Below are 18276 nucleotides of genomic sequence, written 5' to 3' on the forward strand. Positions count from 1 at the left end.
AATTAAATACCTCTAACAATGTTTGAAGTACATTTTTATCTTTGCTTTTTGTTGTCAGCTCAATATGAGATGTTTTATAATCTACCGTTTCTATCGTCATATAATCCAAAATGCGCAACGCACCTATAGCAGGAGCATATTGACTGTTATTACCCAAAAGCTGCTTCGCCTGATCTGAAGCAGATGTAAAATTCATCCCAACAAAACAACGCTTTCCCGACACTTTTTGTCCCCATGGACAATCCCGTAAAGTAAGTCCAGGAACACGAGTATCTACCAAATTATAATCATTGGTAAAATACAAGCGATTATTTTTCACTCCAAACCAGAAACTGACATTTCCTGCACGAAGTCCCATCATACTGCCATTCCGCATACGGAATTCATAACTGTCAGCACCACGGTTTATCAGCTGCATTTGTCCGTTAGTCAACGCCAGCAAGGGCTTCAGATCTTCAAATGTTTGCAGAAACTGACTGTTCGTGACATCAGCATAAGCAATAAAACCATTCTGCAAAGGATTAGTTACCGCCACTGCCACATCGCCTTTTATAGAACCAAATATTGCCTCAAAATCGATAGGCATAATTGAGCTTTCGAACTGCTGACGTACAGTCGGGTTTTCACACAGCAACTGATAGATTTTATTTCCATCTACATTACCAGACATCCAGAAAAATGTATTTGCAGGGAAAGTATCGAGATAAGTACCTTTGACCGGATTTGTAGCTTGCAACTGCTTTTCTACCAATGAAGTCATTACTTTATCCGTTGTTATATCCTGTACATCCATCACAATCTTCCCTTTCTCAAAAGATATCGTAGAAAGCGCTTTTATATTCTTCAAATCCAGTGTAGCAGAAACTCCCATAGTAAGTGGAGTAACGTATTCTCCTGGAAGCAAATCCAAAGAAGACAATAAAACAATATCTCCTTTCTGATTCTTCATCTGTTGAAAATCAGAAGTTGCCGTAAATCCATCCTTTTCAGTCTGGCGCAAAAGCATTGAAGCCATATGAAGCATATCTTTTGCCTCCCCTCCTTTCAAGTCAAGCAAAGCCAGGAATGCATCATCTGTATACGTTACCAGCACACGCCCCATAGAGGTCCACATACACCCCTCTGCTTCAACAGGCTTCTCACATACCTGCTGGTTATGCAAAGCATTCAACAAGTCTTCCAGTTTATCTTGATCAGAAACTCTTATAACCAGACCTGTAGATACGCCACCAGATTCAATAAAATAATAAATCTTTTCAGTTAAATCCAAGCCACTCTCCGAAGGATCTTTCGTGATCTTGTCTATAAGTTCACCTGCTCCTTCAGCCCCGCTTTTCAAAGCTTCATTCAGCCGTGCCACAACCGGAGCACCTTCATCTCCACTCAATCCACTCTTTTCAGCCATCGAAACCAGATCGACAGACACAACCATTGCAGCATCTTTGGGGAGCACGTTTTCATAATTGTTCTTCTTGCTGCATGACGCCAACAGTACAGCAACCAGCAGTAAACAATATCCTAATATATTCTTTTTCATATCTCCGTCCATTAACTATTAAATAAATTCATGGTATGTACTGCCACCAAAGCAGCAGTTTCTGTACGTAAGCGCGATTTACCTAAACTGATTGAACGAAATCCCATCGCTTCAGCCTTTTCAACTTCCTCACGGCTGAAATCACCCTCGGGGCCAATTAATACCACAGCATCTTCTCCAGGTTGCAAAACATCTTTCAGAAGAGGCTTCTCTCCTTCGTAACAATGAGCTATAAATTTTTGTCCCGCAAATTCACGTTGCATGAACCGTCCAAAGTCTACCATTTCATTAACAACTGGTTTTCGCGCTTTGAGTGATTGTTTTATAGCCGAAACAACAATCTTCTCGATGCGCTCAGTCTTAATCACCTTTCTCTCAGAAAACCGACAATTCAGAAAACTGAGTTCATCGAAACCAATTTCCGTAGCTTTCTCTACAAACCATTCTATACGGTCCATATTCTTGGTAGGTGCCATTGCCAGATGCAAATGGCCTTTCCAGAAAGGTTCTTGGGGAATAACCTCATTCACTTTTACCTGACAACGCTTACCGGTTGCCGCACTAATAGCGGCACGGTAAAAACAACCTTTCCCATCGGTCAGCATTATTTCATCACCCACCGTCAAACGCAACACTCGCAGGCAATGTCCAGCCTCTTCTTCGGGCAATTCCGGATTAACAGCTATATCCGGAGCATAAAATACATGCATATTCTTTAAATATTATCGTTTACTTGTATTTATCTTCTTTTTTCTCACGTTTTCTTATTTCATCGCGCAACTGTAATGCTCGTTCATAGTCCTCATTCTCCACGGCTTCATCCATTGCTTTTTTCAGAGAATCAATATCTATAGTGTTTATTGAAACACAATATGTAGAGCCATCAGCTGAGATATTACGCAGCTGTTCTCTTTCTAAAATATCTTCATAAACATACAGAGGAAACTTTTTTCTGAGAGAAAGAGAGATAACATCTGTCGTACGAGCATCGGCCTGAAATATTGTTTCATCCGCACAGCGTACAAATAAAAAGGAACTGTAAATGCCATCTTTCACCTCATAAATCACTCCTTTTACCGGCACTAATCCTCCCTTTTCCATCACGCTCAGCATCAGGTCATGAGTAAAAGGACGCGGAGGAGTATACGACATTTGTCCCATTTTTATGGCTTGTGCTTCCTGTTTCCCGATTATGAGAGCCAGTTTGCGGAAACCTCCTCCAAGCTCTTCCAGAACCAATGCAAAAGCATCCGAAGGCTTGAGCACAGCAGACATATCAAGAACTCTTATCTCTATCTCATTCATACTGTTTTAACTTCATGTTTATATTTAAACACAATACTGAACATAACAGCTACAATCAACGCATAGGCAGCGAAAATAAACCAGGCATTTGTCCAGCCCTCAACTTGTGGTTCCGTGCTGCTGAAATCAACAAACTGGTTTACTACCCACTGCGCAGTCAACGTACCAATAGTAGCCCCAAGTCCGTTAGTCATTATAATGAAAAGTCCTTGAGCACTAGAGCGTACGGAAATATCTGTTTCTTTATCAACGAACAAGGAACCGGAAACATTAAAGAAGTCGAATGCCACTCCATATACAATCATGGAAAGAATAAACATCCATACTCCACTACCCGGATTACCAAGTCCAAATAAGCCGAAGCGTAAAACCCAGGCAATCATTGCAATCAGCATAACCTTCTTTATACCGAACCGTCCTAAGAAGAAAGGTATAAGCAATATACAGCATGTTTCACTGATTTGTGAAAGTGAAATCAGCAAATTAGCATGCTGCACACCAAAAGTATCAGCATATTCAGGAATTGCACTAAAGCTTGTGATAAACGGATTTGCAAATCCGTTGGTTATCTGTAATGAAACGCCCAACAGCATTGAGAAGATAAAAAATATCGCCATTTTGCGCTGGCGGAACAGTAAAAAGGTCTTCAATCCCAAAGCCTCAACAAGCGACTTTCTCTGCCCGCCGGTATTTCTAGTCACCGGACACTGAGGCAATGTATTAGCATAAACAGCCAAAATCACTCCCCATACCGCACAAGTAAAGAATTGCATATAATTTGCCTGAAATCCTAACAAGTCTACCAGCCACATGGAACAAATAAAACCTATCGTGCCACAGGTACGGATAGGAGGAAATGCTTTAATTGTATCCAGTCCCGCTTTATCAAGCACTGTATAAGCTACCGAATTTGACAATGCAAGTGTAGGCATATAAAAAGCCACACTCATTGAATAAAATGAAAACAAGACAGTAAACGAAACATCATCACCCGCTGTCATTCCATAATATCCGGCTCCTACCATAAACAGGGCTGCAAGCAAATGACTCAATCCCAGCAATCGTTGTGCCGGAACCCATCTATCAGCTATAATACCTAATATAGCAGGCATGAACAACGAAACAATACCCTGCATGGCATAAAATATACCAATATGGCTTCCCAGCCCAATTTTAGTTAAATAAGTTCCCATGGAGGTCAGATAAGCTCCCCATACAGCAAACTGCAGGAAATTCATAATGATCAGTCGAATCTTGATATTCATAGTTTTCATATATTAGTTATGTATAAAAGGGCTTTTTAGCCCTTCCTTAAAAATTAAACAAATATAGGAAAAGAAACGAAAAACCAAAAATATTTCCTCACAGATTTCATCAAAAGCAATTCAACAATCTCTTTCTGCCAATCAGGACACAAATAAAACAAGCCTTAACGGTTTCGTACAAGATACAAACTATGATCTATACACGCAGGAAGTTCTTCCTTATAATGCGTCACCATAATAAGTGTTTTGTCTTTTCGCTGACAGAATGCCTCTATCACATCCTTTACCAGCCGTCGGTTATACATGTCCAATCCATGAAGAGGCTCATCCAGTATCAGCAGTTCCGGATCTTTCACAAAGGCACGGGCAAGTAACACCATACGCTGCTCACCACTCGACAGTTGCAGGAAATTACGATCCTTCAGCTCTTTAATACCAAAGATATCCATCCACCACTCACAAATAGCAATATCTTCCTTATGGGTTTTCTTATACAAGCCGATAGAATCATGGAGTCCGCTTGCTACGATATCAACAGCCGGCAGATTTTTTAAATAGGCACGATGCATCTCCGGACTTACGTATCCAATATGTTTTTTTATTTCCCAAATGCTTTCTCCACTACCGCGCTTACGCCCGAACAAAGATATATCACAAGCATAGCTTTGGGGATTATCCGCACAGACCAGACTCAGCAGCGTTGACTTTCCAGAGCCGTTATCTCCGCTTAATGCCCATTTTTCGCCACAAAGCACAGTCCAGTCAAGTTCTTTCAGAATAGTACGTTCACCATAACGTATACTTACTTTATTCAAGTCTACAATATGCTCGGTATGATACAAATTATCAGCATAAGGCAAAGTCAGGATACGCTGATATTTTTCTTCAGTCAGCACATGGGCAGGAACACCGGCATTTATCGACAAATACTCCTCTCGGGTTATTTTCTTTCCGCAAGAGCGGTTGGCAACAGGAATGACATGTGTTATAAAAGCTGGGATATCGTCCGTTTTCGATAGAACCAGAATAACCTGCAAAGGAGTTACTTCTGTAAGTTTCTGCAACAGTTCATGCAACAGGTCGCGAGTTTTGGCATCAAGACCGATAAACGGATTATCCATAATCAACACACGCGGATTGGAGAGTAAGGTCTTTGTAAGTTGAAACTTGCGCAACTCACCACTAGACAACAAGATAATATGCTTGTCAAGCATCGTGTCTACCCCAAATAAATCATACAATACGGTGCGAAGCTCCTGATTCTTACATTCAGGCAACAAATCACGAACAACTGGAGTTTCTTCCAGATCCTGAGAATTCCAGCGCTGCTGATAATAATACGTTCCGTCAGAATCACCGTACGAGTCACGGAAAGTTATATACTTTATATTATCACATACCAAGTTCGACTCTGAAGGCGAAAAATCATATTCTACCTCGTTCATCAGTAGCGGATACCGTCCGATAATAGTATCCACCAACAAACTCTTACCTGCCCCGTTTGGACCTACGATAGCAACATGTTCTCCTTTTGCTATCTGTAAATTAATCGGCTCATTCAGTCGATATAAAGGATGTCTGGTCACCCCGTCTTTAATTGTAATGATATTCTGCATTGTTCTTGTATATTACTGATGGATAATCATGGCCGAACGCGGACTGACTGTGATCTGGTTTCCGGTAATCATGCCCAATCCCAAAATCAAGTCAATCTTGCCGTCACGACATGCTATCCAATATTTACCTTCTGGAATATTAACCTTTATCGGTTCTGTACGAGCATTCAGTACTACAATCGTATTCAACCACTTATCGCCACAAGGACTTCCCTTTATACGGAAAGCAACAACATTCGTAGCCGGCACATGAATAAACTCCAGATGCTTGCGAATCAGATCTGCATTTCCCATTCGAAAAGCAGGATGAGCCTTACGCATAGCAATCAGCCCCCTTACATAGTCGAACACTTCACGATAAGCTGTTTTATTGCGCCAGTCTATCGCATTTATTTCATCCGGTTTGTTGTAAGCATTTACAACACCTTTCCTGTCGCGCAATATTTCATCTCCGGCAAATATAAAAGGAACTCCCTGCGATGTAAACACAGCAGTTTCGGCCAATTTCTGCAAAGCCTTCAATTCCGGAACAGAAGCCCCCGGAAGAGTAACTTTCAGTCTGTCTGTCAGGCATAAGTCGTCATGACAACTTACATAACTGATAAATTGCGAAGGAGTATTCGCCCATATCTTAGGAACACGACGTACTGAATCGTTATTTATTTGCGGATGAGCAATTCCACCTACAATACCGAACTTCACACCAGTTTCATGCCCCGGACGTCCTATAACGAAAGCTCCTTTCTCATCCTTGCCAAACGGACCTCGCAGACTGTCACGGAATTCATCACTGAAAGCCGCAATACCAGGCATCTGATAAACATTATTCTTCATAGCAAGTTCAGAAGCAGGAAGCTGCGGAGTACCGGCAGCCCATCCTTCTCCATAGATAAATATGGTAGGATCTATTCCATCAAGAGCTTTTCGGATTTCCTTCATCGTAACGATGTCGTGTATGCCCATTAGGTCGAAACGGAAACCATCTACATGATATTCATTCGCCCAGTAACAAACAGACTCTATGATAAATTTCCGAACCATGGCACGTTCACTCGCCGTTTCATTACCGCATCCCGAAGCATTGGCAAACTTTCCTTCACTATCCTGACGGTAAAAATAACCGGGAACTGTACGTTCAAAATTGCCTCCTTTTGTCAGAGCCGTATGATTATATACGACATCCATTATTACCCTGATTCCAGCACGGTGCAAAGCCATCACCATTTGCTTAAATTCACGAATACGCACATCAGGCTTATAAGGATCTGTTGCATACGAACCTTCGGGAACATTGTAATTTTTCGGATCATATCCCCAGTTGTACTGAGGCTTATTCAGCTTTGTTTCATCGACTGACGAAAAATCGAATGAAGGCAACAAATGCACATGAGTCACTCCCAGCTCCTTTAAATGCGCAATACCTGTCTTCTCACCCAGATAAGTATGGGTGCTGTCTTCCGTCAGAGCCAGAAATTTTCCTCTATGCTTGATGCCTGCAACCGTATCGATCGAAAAATCACGATGATGCATCTCGTAAATAATGATATCAGAAAAACTTTTTAAGGGCGGACGTACATCCTTTTCCCATCCCTGAGGGTTAGTTTCTCTCATATCGATAATGGCAGCACGGTCGCCATTTACTCCCACCGCTTTTGCCATAACACCGGGAGTATCACCTTGCCAGATGCCATCTATTTTTACATTGAATGCATAAAAGCTACCTTTCAAATCACCTTCTGCCACAGCCTGCCACATTCCGTCGGCTGCCTGCTGCATGCTTATCATCCGCTGGACAGCTCCGCCCTGTCCCTTTTCGTATAACATGACACGTACTTCCTGAGCTGTAGGAGCCCACAAAGAAAAATGCGTTCCAGCCGGCGAGTAAGTCATTTCTTCCCATTTACCTTCATATACAGGGTATTCATCAAACGAATCGAATGAACTTCTCTGGATAGAATTGCAGCCAACTGCCGTTGCTAAGGTCAACATAGCTAAAAGGTGTTTTGCATTCATGATTTTTCTATTTTTTCACTTTATCGGGATTCTTTTGTATATAGTCTTTCCAACTTGAATACGCTTTCGGCATAGCCGGACGGCCCATTTGCAAATAATGACAATATGCAGCCCCCAATGCATCGGTAGCATCCATAAAGGGCCCCATTTCCGACTCGGGAATATGCAGCATACGCTTCAGCATATCGGCCACCTGCTCTTTACTGGCCTGACCGTTTCCTGTTATCGCCATCTTTATTTTCAGAGGAGCATATTCCGTTACAGGAATATCCCGACATAAAGCAGCCACAATAGCCACACCCTGGGCACGTCCCAGTTTTAACATCGACTGTACATTTTTTCCAAAGAAAGGGGCTTCGATAGCCAGCTCATCAGGCAGATAAGAGGAAATCACTCCCTGCACCCGTTCGTAAATATGCTTCAATTTCAAGTACGGATCAGTACATTTTCTCAGGTCTATCACTCCCAAGGCCACGACTTGAGGTTTTACTCCTGTCACCTTCAGCACTCCATAGCCCATGATATTTGTACCGGGATCTATTCCCAAAATAATCTTTTCCTTTACAGGCTGTATCACTTGACCACCTCCATTAATGTGGGAAAGCCAATCACTTTATCCTTAAATATCTTCAGCATTTCTTCATTCAAGCGTGCACCCTGCTTGGTATGCCAGCGATGAAGCGCTGCACTATCTTCTACCTCCCATTGTAAAGAAAAACATTCGCTATCCTGCTCCTTATGGCTTAATATACGTAATATGCGAGGATTACGCAGTTCTCCCGACTGTTCGACTTCAGGAATATAGCATTCGTTCAACCAAATTACAAAATTTCTCGCATCGTTCATTTCCACATGAAAGGTTGTATTATAAATCAGCATAACTATATTTTGTTTATCTATTTTTATTGGCAAAGTTAGCAATTATTGGAGATTATCCCCTGTCTGACAGAAAATAATTCAGTGAATATACCAGTTGTTCGGACAACTTTTATTATTTTTGCGCACATTAACACGATTAGTGTGCAATGAAACAATGGAAACAACAAGCAGTTTAATACAACTTATTGAAGAAAGCATCCGTAAAAACTGGAATCTGGATGCAATGACAGACTACAAGGGAGCTACCTTACAATACAAAGATGTAGCGCGCAAAATAGAAAAGATGCATATTCTATTCGAACATGCAGGTATAAAAAAAGGAGATAAAATCGCGCTCTGCGGTAGAAACAGCGCAAACTGGACTGCAACATTTCTCGGTGTTATCACTTATGGAGCAGTAGCCGTCCCTATCCTTCACGAATTCAAAGCCGATAATGTACATAATATAGTAAACCATTCGGAAGCACGTATGCTGTTCGTGGGCGATCAGGTGTGGGAAAATTTCAACGAAGCTGCCATGCCTCATCTGGAAGGTATCATCGAGCTGAAGAACTTCGATCTGGTTGTTTCACGCTCGCAACGTCTTACCTATGCCCGTGAACATCTGAATGAAGAATTCGGAAAACGTTATCCTTGCCGCTTCCGTGCGGAGAATGTATCTTATCGCCGCGAAGAACCGGAAGAGCTGGCTGTCATCAATTACACATCGGGTACAACCGGATATTCGAAAGGAGTAATGCTTCCTTATCGCAGCATTATCTCGAATGTAGTACACATTCATAAAAAAGTAGGTTTGAAACCTGGCGACAATGTGGTATCAATGTTGCCGTTAGGACACATTTTCGGCCTGGTTTTCGATTTTATTTATGGAGTAACCGTGGGCGCGCACTTATGGTTCCTTACACGCATGCCCTCACCTAAAATCATTGCCGAGTCATTTGCTGAAATACGTCCGCGTGTCATAGCATGTGTTCCTCTCATCGTCGAGAAGATTTTCAAGAAGAATATTCTGCCTAAAGTAGACAACAAACTGGGGAAACTCCTGCTGAAACTGCCTATCGTCAGTGATAAGATAAAAGAACAGATCCGCACACAGGCTATGGAGGTATTTGGAGGTAACTTTATCGAAATAGTAATCGGAGGTGCACCTTTCAATCCTGAGGTAGAGGCATTTTTACGAAAAATCAACTTCCCCTACACCATTGCCTACGGAATGACAGAAGCCGCTCCGCTTATCTGCCACAGTCGCTGGGATGAAATACAGTACACATCGTGTGGAAAAACAGTTTCGAATATGGAAACAAAGGTATTGTCATCCGATCCGGAACGTATCCCGGGAGAACTGGTATGCCGGGGAATGAATGTCATGCTGGGTTATTACAAGAACGAGGAAGCCACAGCACAGGCTATCGATTGCAATGGCTGGCTTCATACAGGCGACATGGCCATCAAGGATGCCGAGGGAAATATTTTCATTAAGGGGCGCTGCAAGAACATGCTGCTTACAGCTTCCGGACAAAACATTTACCCTGAGGAAATTGAAGCCCGTTTGAACAACATGCCTTTCGTAAACGAATCGCTTGTCATTCTGGCTGGAGACAAGCTTATCGCACTGGTTTATCCAGACAATGAAGAAGCCTTTGCACAAGGTATGGACAAAAAAGCGCTGGAAGCAGCCATCGAGGTCAACCGTACAGAGCTTAACAAAATGCTGCCGGCTTATTCACAAATTACCCGTATCAAACTCTATCCTGAAGAGTTCGAGAAAACAGCTAAAAAGAGCATCAAACGTTTTCTTTATCAGGATATCAAAGAATAATAAAAAACATTGTTGTCCGACAAAATCAATTTAAATCGAGTAGGAGGTAAACATTAATCATAGGTGTTTATCTCCTATTTTCATGTTCACCGACCTCTCACACCACCGTACGTGCCGTTCGGCATACGGCGGTTCCTATTTTGGGTACCATTCGAGATACGAGCCCATTAAGGTAGGATATCCTGCTTTTCGCAGGCTATCATTATTTATCGCCACTTTCAATATAGGACTGTCAGCGATACGCCAATAACCTTTGCGAGTGTTTCCCCATTCACATGCCTTATATTTTTCTATACCGCATTTAATGAGGTTTGCCACCTTGGTCTTGGGTTTCTTCCAAGCTTTCCATATACACATACGTATTCTACGTCTTAACCACTCATCTGTGTCAAGAAGAAAGCGTTTCATATCGGCAAGGTGATAGTATCCAATCCACCCACGTATGTAATCTTTCAGCTTCTGTTTCCTCTTGACGTATCCCCATCCATTGCTACGATTAGTCAGCTCTTTGAGGCTCAATTTCATCTTTGCTTTGGATTTAGGGTGTACTGTAAGGCGATATTTGCCTTTCATTACATAAAAGGAATAACCGAGATACTTCACTCCTCGAACATACGATACTACAGTCTTTTCCTTGTTGACTTTAAGGTATAGAGTTCCCTCTATAAATCGGGTTATGGACTCTTTGACTCTTCTTGCTGCCCTTTTGGACTTACAGAATATCATCGAGTCATCGGCATACCGCACAAAAGGAAGTCCTCTGCGTTCGAGTTCCTTGTCCAGCTCATTGAGCATAATATTACTTAACAATGGACTTAGTGGTCCTCCTTGGGGAGTTCCTTCCTCGCTCACTTCGAACAGACCTTTGTTCATTACACCGCTTCGGAGATATTTGTGTATCAGACTGACAACTCTGCCGTCTTTAATAGTACGGCTGAGAATTTCTATGAGTTTGCTATGGTTCACGGTATCGAAGAAGCGTTCAAGGTCAAGGTCTACAACGTACGTGTAGCCTGTATTGATTATCTCTTGGGCTCCTCTCACCGCGTCATGACAACCTCTTCTCGGACGGAAGCCATAACTTCTCCTGGAGAATTGTTTCTCATATATAGGACTCAGAACTTGGTTAATGGCTTGTTGCACCAAACGGTCTACCACAGTGGGGATTCCTAATAGACGCATCTTGCCATTGTCCTTGGGGATTTCTACCCTTTTGACGGGGTTCGGACGGTAAGAACCGTCCATCAAGGAACGGATGAGCGCATCTTTGTTGGCTAATAGCCATAAAAACAATTGTTCACATGACATATTGTCGATACCGCCACAGCCCTTGTTTCCAATCACTGCCTTATAGGATCGGTTTAGGTTCGCAGGACTCAGGATTTGCTCGAAAAGGTGTTCCTTGTCGAATGGTACTTCCACGATGTTGTCTTCACATATCCACATGAAAGTCTGCACTCCCTCATACCATTCGGTTTCCGACCTATCTCTTTGAGGGCAGTCATTAACTTCGGATAATGTTTTCTGCATTCGTTCTTTCATTAGGTATGTTTCAATTACTATCGTTTAATTATTAGGTTCAGTCCTTCGCAAACCTATCGGCTCGTTTGCTACTATGACTTCTGCTGACTTCTCACGGCAAGCTTTACTCCGCTGATTTCGATTTTTTTCTATTTTCATGCGTCCGTGAGACCTCCTCGGATAAGGGTATTAACTTTCAATCTTATGTCTGCTTCATCTACATTAACCGTTCCGAATAGCTATAGGGCTTTGGTTTGGGTAGCAACCTTACCCACGGTTTTTATGCCTTATATGAAGTTTCTGTTCGTCAGACCAGATGTTTGCCGCCAGCTTCTTTCAGATTCCACCTCACGATGGACACCCTTGCTATTGGCTGTATGATTCCCGCTATTAGGGCTCATTGGGGACTTGCACCCGTTAGCTAATACTCATACCGAGCATACTATCAGGAAAAGGGATTGTGCTAAGCACAGTCCCTTTTTTTATACCTTAAGCCTTGATTAACTCAATCGTATTCCCTCATTTTATTTAAAATCTTTCTACCCATATTTTCGGTTCTCCATTAATATACCTATCTTTGTTTATATGGAAAAATTCGAAGTAAACATATTAGGATGTGGATCGGCACTACCGACAACCCGGCACATGGCAACCTCACAAGTCATAAACATCCGGGAAAAGCTATTTATGATCGACTGCGGAGAAGGTACACAAATCCAGCTACGCCGCTCACGATTAAAATTCAGCAGGTTAAACCATATATTTATCTCTCACTTACATGGAGATCATTGTTTTGGACTAATTGGACTGATTTCTACATTCGGTATGCTGGAACGTACAGCCGACTTACACATTTATTGTCATCCGGAGCTGGAAAAACTGCTTACACCGCATATAGACTTTTTCTGTAAAGGCATGCCATATAAAGTTATATTTCATACCTTTAACCCAAGCGAGCAAACAATCATATACGATGACCGTTCCGTTACGGTAGAAACAATTCCATTGCGCCACCGTCTGCCTACTTGTGGATTTATCTTCCGTGAAAAACCAACTCAAAACCACATCAAACGTGATATGATAGACTTCTATCATATTCCTGTGTGTATGATAAACCGAATAAAAAACGGAGAAGACTATGTAACAGAAGAAGGAACGGTTATTCCCAATGAACGACTCACAACTCCTTCCGATCCCCCACGCTCTTATGCCTACTGCTCCGATACTGCATATCTTCCACGCATTACAGAACAGATAAAAGGTATAGACTTACTGTTCCACGAAGCGACTTTCGCTAAAACAGAGGCAGCCCGAGCCAAACAAACCATGCACTCTACAGCCGAACAAGCCGCAACGATTGCCCGCGATGCACAAGTCAAGCGGTTGATTATAGGACATTTCTCTGCAAGATATGAAGATGAGGCACATCTACTTCAAGAGGCACAGAGTATTTTTCCGGAAACAATACTGGCACAAGAAAACATGAACATTACTCTTTAATGAGAATGTTAATAAAATCCAACCAACTTAAACCCTATTGCCTAGACAACAATCCAAACAACTGAAATAAAGAATCGAACAATATGAATACATACAACGAGGAAGATGTAATCAATCGACTGCAATATCCGGAAACTCAACGTGCTGCTTTCGGAGAAGTAGTAAAAGCATACAGTGAGCAACTGTACTGGCAAATCAGGCGAATGGTTCTCTCCCATGATGATGCAAATGATTTATTACAAAATACCTTCATCAAAGCGTGGAGCAACTTAAATTATTTCCGGGGAGAAGCTAAACTTTCTACCTGGCTGTACCGTATTGCCCTAAACGAAAGCCTGAACTTTCTCAACAAGCAACGCGCACAGAATCAACTTTCGATTGATGATGAAGAAGCGATGGCCTTAAACAAGCTGGAAAGTGATCCCTATTTTGATGGTGACCATACACAGCTTCTATTTGAAAAAGCAATTCAAACGCTTCCAGAAAAACAACGCATGGTGTTCAACCTGAAATATTTCCAGGAAATGAAATATGAAGAGATATCCGAAATTCTGGGAACAAGTGTGGGAGCCCTTAAAGCTTCTTATCATCATGCCGTAAAAAAAATAGAAGAATTTTTAAGCCAAAACGATTAATCCTTATGAGCAAACAGCTATCTAATATAATAAAGGAGGGTAACATACTATGAAGGAAGATAAAGATTTACTGAAGAAATATGGAAAGAAGAATCCTTTCACTGTTCCAGAAGGATATTTCCAGGGTTTTAGCGAGAAACTGATGGAGCAACTTCCTGAAAAAGAAGTTATGCCTGAACCAGAAATCAGAATGTGGGATCGCATCAAGCCATGGGTTTACATGGCTGCCATGTTTGTAGGTCTGATGTTCACTGTACGCGCTTTCGTAGGCGAACAACCTTCATCACAAAGCACAGATATGGAAATTGGAAATTACACAGAAATACCAGACGAATACCTCGATCCGATTGTCAATCAGACAATGATGGATGACTACGAATTATATCAATACTTAACCGAAGCTGACAACAATATTTACAACTAAAGAAAAATTAAACCAGACATGAAAAAACTATTTTATATTTTGGCTCTTTTCATAGGCTTCTGCAGTAGTGTGTATGCGCAGAAGGCTAAACTGAGTAAAGAAGAGTTCCGTAATATACAAGAAAAATTCATTACCGAAAAGGCAAACCTTACAACCAAAGAGGCCAAACAGTTTTTCCCGCTTTATTTTGAGCTACAGGATAGAAAAACTGCCTTAAACAAAGAAGCCTGGAAAAAGATAAGAAAAGTTAAAGAAGAAAATGTAAGTGAAAGTGAATACGGTCAGTTGATAGAAGATGTTATAGAAACACGTATCCAAATTGACAAGCTTGACTTAGAATATGTCCGTAAATACAAAAAAATTCTTTCTGCCAAGAAAATTTTTGAAATACAGCGAGCTGAAATGAAATTTCACCGAGAGCTCCTGAAACCTAAAAAGAAAAAATAAAAAGACTCCATCAGAATTTTTATTGATATCGTACACTTACACAATAAAAGACCGGATGATGTACCCAACGAATACATATCCGGTCTTTTTATTATACAATGTACAGAATATTACAAACCTTTTTTCTTTGCTTCGTTCCACACTGCATCCATTTCCTCCAACGTCATGTCAGTGAGATTCCGCCCTTGTTTGATGGTATGCTCCTCCAAATAGTTGAAACGCCGGATAAATTTCTGATTGGTATGTTCCAGTGCATTATCGGGGTTAACCTTATATAGGCGTGCAGCATTAATCAAGCTAAACATGACATCTCCAAACTCAGCCTCAGCTTTTTCCTTATCCATGGTTGCCACTTCCGATTCAAATTCACCGATTTCCTCTTTCACTTTCTCCCATACCTGTTCGCGATCTTCCCAGTCGAATCCCACATTACGAGCTTTATCCTGTATGCGATATGCCTTTATAAGAGAAGGTAGAGCATCCGGAACACCGCTTAAAACAGATTTATTACCATCTTTCTCCTTCATCTTTATCTGTTCCCAATTCTCAGAAACCTGCTCAGCCGTATCAGCTTTCACTTCACCAAAAACATGAGGGTGACGGAAAATAAGCTTCTCACACAATTTATCACATACATCTTTTATATCAAAAGCGCCAGTTTCGCTTCCTATCTTCGCATAAAAAACAACATGCAACAGTACATCTCCTAATTCCTTACAGATATTCTTCTGGTCATTTTTTACTAAAGCATCACACAGCTCATAAACTTCCTCAATGGTATTTGGACGTAAGCTTTCATTTGTCTGTTTTCTATCCCAAGGACATTTTACCCTCAGCTCATCGAGTACATCGAGCAATCGCCCGAAAGCCTCCATTTGTTCTTTTCTTGTATACATATACAGTTTTCTTTTTTTGAAAGACAAAATTACAAAGAAATTGGATTTTCTCACAAAAAATACTACATTTGTGAGAATTGATAACTAATTATCAAACAAACTTTGTAATAACCAATCAAAATTTAATAATTATGAACGCGCAAAGTATTGGAGAATCAGCAAAGGCAATATGGCATCTGTTACATGGAGATAACAGAAAATGGGAATACCAAGAGCTTAAAAAAGCAACCGGTCTTCGCGACAGAGAACTAAATGCAGCTATCGGCTGACTGGCATGTGAAGGAAAAATCCAGTTCGACGAAAGTATGCAAGGACAAAATACTGCATTGTATATCGAACTGAGTTACTATATCGGATAAAAATAAAAATGCGTTGCATTTTCCATAAGGATATTGCAACGCATTTTTCAATACTCAAGACTCTACTTATTTCAACTTAATAAATAATTCACCTTCAACCTCGCTTGTTTCAATCTTGTCTTCTCTCAATAACCAACCCAATCCTAAGAACAAATCTTTATCTGCTTTCAATTTTGCAGCTTTTTTAAGTCCTTTCTGAGTCAAACCTTCATTTCCATTTAGTGCTTCCCAGATTTGTCCGGCAATAGCACCTGCTTTTTCTTGTAACATAGTTCTCTACTTTAAAACTGTAATATTAACTTCCTTCACAAAAGAAGTTTTGTCTGTATTGCGGTGCAAATGTAACGAAAAAAACAGGAAGACACTTTTTTATGGAAAAATATTTTGATTCTGCCCCAATTTTAGACTTGAAAATATCCGAAAAGACAATATTTGTGTCAAAAGTTCTACAAATGTAGACATTATACAGACCCAATATACAAAAAACAACACTAAAGGTACGTTGATTCTTGCTTGAAACCGATATTTCTTTGTACAAAAAATAGAAAAACATCATGAAGAATAGTCAGAAATATCAGCATAAATTTCTTCTTTCTTCATGAATTTTTCTCCTTTGTGGGATATTTCTTAAATCTTACCTTCATTTTCCAGAAACTCACCAAATATGCGAGCTGCTGTTTCTACCATCCGGGCGCAAGGACGTTTCGCATAATACTGAGGAGTGCGTGCTTCTGGAGTAGAGACAATGGGTTCCTTTTTAGACAAGCCAAGTAAATCAGCACAACGTAATGCTCCGGTTTCTTTTCTAAACTTATCTGCCAATTCTTGAACTAGGGCATAATTGGCAGCTTTCGCACCTCTGTCAGCACCTTCTAGCGCACAACGTTCCAAACCTGCAAGCAGAAACATTCCACATGCGGCTCCACACGTTTCACGCATTCGCCCGATTCCTCCACCAAACGAAGCTGCCATATGCAAAGCCTGCTCATGCGTAAAACCATATAAATCTGCATAAGCGGCTACAACCGATTGTGAGCAGTTATATCCTTCCTTAAAAAAGTTTACAGCTTTCTCTATACGTTCTTCTTTTGTCATATTTCAAGTACATTATTAATTGTTCTTCCTTCCATCCACGCTTTCAGGTTTTCCACAGCCTGGTTCATCAAACGCATGCGCGACTCACGGGTAGCCCAAGCTATATGAGGAGTAATGAAGCAATTCTTCAGTTTAAGAAGCGGATTACCATTAGGCACAGGTTCCGAAGAGAGCACATCCAGTCCGGCTCCCAATAACTTGCCGCTCAGCAAAGCCTGTTCCAAAGCTTTTTCATCTATTAACCCTCCACGACTTGTATTGATTAGTATCGCACCTTGCTTCATTAGTGAAAGGCGAAATGAATTTACCATTTCTTTGTTTTCTGCCGTCAAAGGACAATGTAAACTAACGACATCACATGCAGAAAACAATTCATTAAGTGTCACTTTTTGGTATTTCTTAGGCAAACTTTTCTTTGGCTTGCTGGTATACACCCAAACTTCCATCCCCAAAGCTTCAGCTATTTGCGCAGTAGCCTGACCTGTATTTCCAAAACCAACAATCCCGATTTTCTTTCCGGCCAGTTCTATCAATGGTGTATTCCAGTAACAAAAATCGGGCTGTGCACTCCATACTCCATTATGCACTTCATGTGCATAATGAGCTACTCGTTGTGTAATATTCAACAAATGCGCAATAGCCATCTGGGCAACCGATTGTGTACTATATGCAGGAATATTGGTAACAACGATTCCACGCTGGCGAGCCACATCCAGATCAACAACATTATATCCTGTTGCCAAAACTCCTATATACTTCAGCTTTGGCAATAAATTCAAAATAAATCCATCAAGTATCGTTTTATTAGTCAACACAACTTCCGCATCTTTTGCACGCCGAACCACATCCAATTGAGCCGTCCTATCGTGCACTACGACTTCTCCCAGTTCTTCCAATTCCTCCCACCTTCTTTCTCCCGGATTCAGTGTATAAGCATCTAAAACAACTATTTTCATAACTATATC

General features: G+C 41.1%; 19 protein-coding genes. 6 read left to right on the forward strand and 13 right to left on the reverse strand.

The window, feature by feature from the left end:
• The 8 genes from BACCOP_RS10460 to BACCOP_RS10495 all read right to left on the reverse strand — a co-directional run.
• The coding region (locus tag BACCOP_RS10460; protein WP_040312036.1) for a DUF4836 family protein at positions 1-1537 on the reverse strand (1537 nt) is incomplete at its 3' end.
• A gap of 11 nt (positions 1538-1548) precedes the next feature.
• Positions 1549-2247: a 16S rRNA (uracil(1498)-N(3))-methyltransferase gene (locus tag BACCOP_RS10465; protein ID WP_007569007.1), complete on the reverse strand. Its 699-nt coding sequence runs from the start codon at positions 2245-2247 to the stop codon at positions 1549-1551.
• 19 nt (positions 2248-2266) lie between these two features.
• Positions 2267-2842, reverse strand: a complete 576-nt coding sequence (locus tag BACCOP_RS10470; protein WP_007569008.1) for a bifunctional nuclease family protein — start codon at positions 2840-2842, stop codon at positions 2267-2269.
• Entirely contained in the window at positions 2839-4107 is a 1269-nt protein-coding gene (locus tag BACCOP_RS10475) for an MFS transporter (protein WP_040312037.1), read from the reverse strand. The genes BACCOP_RS10470 and BACCOP_RS10475 overlap by 4 nt, the downstream gene beginning before the upstream one ends.
• 164 nt (positions 4108-4271) lie before the next feature.
• Positions 4272-5723, reverse strand: a complete 1452-nt coding sequence (locus tag BACCOP_RS10480) for an ATP-binding cassette domain-containing protein (protein WP_007569010.1) — start codon at positions 5721-5723, stop codon at positions 4272-4274.
• Positions 5724-5735: 12 nt separating this feature from the next.
• The gene (pulA, locus tag BACCOP_RS10485) at positions 5736-7712 is read right to left on the reverse strand and encodes a type I pullulanase (RefSeq protein ID WP_397434042.1); all 1977 of its coding nucleotides are present in this window, start codon (positions 7710-7712) and stop codon (positions 5736-5738) included.
• Positions 7713-7743: 31 nt separating this feature from the next.
• Entirely contained in the window at positions 7744-8313 is a 570-nt protein-coding gene (ruvC, locus tag BACCOP_RS10490) for a crossover junction endodeoxyribonuclease RuvC (RefSeq protein WP_007569012.1), read from the reverse strand.
• Positions 8310-8615, reverse strand: a complete 306-nt coding sequence (locus BACCOP_RS10495) for a DUF4286 family protein (protein WP_022125360.1) — start codon at positions 8613-8615, stop codon at positions 8310-8312. The genes ruvC and BACCOP_RS10495 overlap by 4 nt, the downstream gene beginning before the upstream one ends.
• 154 nt (positions 8616-8769) lie before the next feature.
• On the opposite strand from BACCOP_RS10495, the gene BACCOP_RS10500 reads away from it, so the two are divergent.
• A complete protein-coding gene (locus BACCOP_RS10500) occupies positions 8770-10434 on the forward strand; it encodes an AMP-binding protein (RefSeq protein WP_007569014.1) in 1665 nt (554 codons plus the stop codon).
• A gap of 135 nt (positions 10435-10569) precedes the next feature.
• Here the strand turns inward: BACCOP_RS10500 and ltrA are convergent, their stop codons facing one another.
• Positions 10570-11976 carry a group II intron reverse transcriptase/maturase gene (gene ltrA / locus BACCOP_RS10505; RefSeq protein WP_007569015.1) on the reverse strand — a complete coding sequence of 469 codons (1407 nt, stop codon included), beginning with the start codon at positions 11974-11976 and terminating at the stop codon, positions 10570-10572.
• Between the two features lie 564 nt (positions 11977-12540).
• Here ltrA and BACCOP_RS10510 point away from each other — a divergent pair.
• From BACCOP_RS10510 to BACCOP_RS10525, 4 genes are all read left to right on the forward strand, one after another.
• Positions 12541-13455, forward strand: coding sequence for a ribonuclease Z (locus tag BACCOP_RS10510; protein ID WP_007569017.1), 915 nt, complete (start codon positions 12541-12543; stop codon positions 13453-13455).
• Positions 13456-13538: 83 nt separating this feature from the next.
• A complete protein-coding gene (locus tag BACCOP_RS10515; protein WP_007569019.1) occupies positions 13539-14090 on the forward strand; it encodes an RNA polymerase sigma factor in 552 nt (183 codons plus the stop codon).
• Between the two features lie 49 nt (positions 14091-14139).
• Positions 14140-14514: a hypothetical protein gene (locus BACCOP_RS10520; protein ID WP_007569021.1), complete on the forward strand. Its 375-nt coding sequence runs from the start codon at positions 14140-14142 to the stop codon at positions 14512-14514.
• A gap of 18 nt (positions 14515-14532) precedes the next feature.
• Entirely contained in the window at positions 14533-14961 is a 429-nt protein-coding gene (locus tag BACCOP_RS10525; protein ID WP_007569024.1) for a hypothetical protein, read from the forward strand.
• Positions 14962-15071: 110 nt separating this feature from the next.
• Here BACCOP_RS10525 and mazG read toward each other — a convergent pair whose 3' ends face one another.
• Positions 15072-15857 carry a nucleoside triphosphate pyrophosphohydrolase gene (gene mazG, locus BACCOP_RS10530; RefSeq protein WP_007569025.1) on the reverse strand — a complete coding sequence of 262 codons (786 nt, stop codon included), beginning with the start codon at positions 15855-15857 and terminating at the stop codon, positions 15072-15074.
• A gap of 131 nt (positions 15858-15988) precedes the next feature.
• Here mazG and BACCOP_RS21415 point away from each other — a divergent pair, with 131 nt between their 5' ends.
• Positions 15989-16126, forward strand: a complete 138-nt coding sequence (locus BACCOP_RS21415; RefSeq protein WP_007569028.1) for a winged helix-turn-helix domain-containing protein — start codon at positions 15989-15991, stop codon at positions 16124-16126.
• A gap of 156 nt (positions 16127-16282) precedes the next feature.
• On the opposite strand, the gene BACCOP_RS10540 is transcribed toward BACCOP_RS21415, so the two are convergent.
• The 3 genes from BACCOP_RS10540 to BACCOP_RS10550 form a co-directional block, all read right to left on the reverse strand.
• Positions 16283-16486: a winged helix-turn-helix domain-containing protein gene (locus BACCOP_RS10540; RefSeq protein WP_007569031.1), complete on the reverse strand. Its 204-nt coding sequence runs from the start codon at positions 16484-16486 to the stop codon at positions 16283-16285.
• A 357-nt stretch (positions 16487-16843) separates the two neighbouring features.
• On the reverse strand, positions 16844-17311 hold the full coding sequence (locus tag BACCOP_RS10545) for a C-GCAxxG-C-C family protein (RefSeq protein WP_007569033.1): 468 nt from the start codon (positions 17309-17311) through the stop codon (positions 16844-16846).
• Entirely contained in the window at positions 17308-18267 is a 960-nt protein-coding gene (locus BACCOP_RS10550) for a D-2-hydroxyacid dehydrogenase (protein ID WP_007569035.1), read from the reverse strand. Before BACCOP_RS10550 ends, BACCOP_RS10545 begins: the two co-directional genes overlap by 4 nt.
• Positions 18268-18276: the final 9 nt, after the last annotated feature.

The sequence above is a fragment of the Phocaeicola coprocola DSM 17136 genome (assembly GCF_000154845.1).
Classification (GTDB): domain Bacteria; phylum Bacteroidota; class Bacteroidia; order Bacteroidales; family Bacteroidaceae; genus Phocaeicola; species Phocaeicola coprocola.

What these genes read in the sequence shown, in the direction of transcription:
- BACCOP_RS10470 (WP_007569008.1), bottom strand. Translation starts at nt 2,842, where the DNA reads ATGAATGAGATAGAGATAAGAGTTCTTGATATGTCTGCTGTGCTCAAG.
- BACCOP_RS21415 (WP_007569028.1), top strand. Translation starts at nt 15,989, where the DNA reads ATGAACGCGCAAAGTATTGGAGAATCAGCAAAGGCAATATGGCATCTG.
- BACCOP_RS10510 (WP_007569017.1), top strand. Translation starts at nt 12,541, where the DNA reads ATGGAAAAATTCGAAGTAAACATATTAGGATGTGGATCGGCACTACCG.
- BACCOP_RS10465 (WP_007569007.1), bottom strand. Translation starts at nt 2,247, where the DNA reads ATGCATGTATTTTATGCTCCGGATATAGCTGTTAATCCGGAATTGCCC.
- BACCOP_RS10495 (WP_022125360.1), bottom strand. Translation starts at nt 8,615, where the DNA reads ATGCTGATTTATAATACAACCTTTCATGTGGAAATGAACGATGCGAGA.
- BACCOP_RS10520 (WP_007569021.1), top strand. Translation starts at nt 14,140, where the DNA reads ATGAAGGAAGATAAAGATTTACTGAAGAAATATGGAAAGAAGAATCCT.
- BACCOP_RS10550 (WP_007569035.1), bottom strand. Translation starts at nt 18,267, where the DNA reads ATGAAAATAGTTGTTTTAGATGCTTATACACTGAATCCGGGAGAAAGA.
- mazG (WP_007569025.1), bottom strand. Translation starts at nt 15,857, where the DNA reads ATGTATACAAGAAAAGAACAAATGGAGGCTTTCGGGCGATTGCTCGAT.
- ltrA (WP_007569015.1), bottom strand. Translation starts at nt 11,976, where the DNA reads ATGAAAGAACGAATGCAGAAAACATTATCCGAAGTTAATGACTGCCCT.
- BACCOP_RS10525 (WP_007569024.1), top strand. Translation starts at nt 14,533, where the DNA reads ATGAAAAAACTATTTTATATTTTGGCTCTTTTCATAGGCTTCTGCAGT.
- pulA (WP_397434042.1), bottom strand. Translation starts at nt 7,712, where the DNA reads ATGTTGACCTTAGCAACGGCAGTTGGCTGCAATTCTATCCAGAGAAGT.
- BACCOP_RS10545 (WP_007569033.1), bottom strand. Translation starts at nt 17,311, where the DNA reads ATGACAAAAGAAGAACGTATAGAGAAAGCTGTAAACTTTTTTAAGGAA.
- BACCOP_RS10515 (WP_007569019.1), top strand. Translation starts at nt 13,539, where the DNA reads ATGAATACATACAACGAGGAAGATGTAATCAATCGACTGCAATATCCG.
- BACCOP_RS10480 (WP_007569010.1), bottom strand. Translation starts at nt 5,723, where the DNA reads ATGCAGAATATCATTACAATTAAAGACGGGGTGACCAGACATCCTTTA.
- BACCOP_RS10500 (WP_007569014.1), top strand. Translation starts at nt 8,770, where the DNA reads ATGGAAACAACAAGCAGTTTAATACAACTTATTGAAGAAAGCATCCGT.
- BACCOP_RS10540 (WP_007569031.1), bottom strand. Translation starts at nt 16,486, where the DNA reads ATGTTACAAGAAAAAGCAGGTGCTATTGCCGGACAAATCTGGGAAGCA.
- BACCOP_RS10475 (WP_040312037.1), bottom strand. Translation starts at nt 4,107, where the DNA reads ATGAATATCAAGATTCGACTGATCATTATGAATTTCCTGCAGTTTGCT.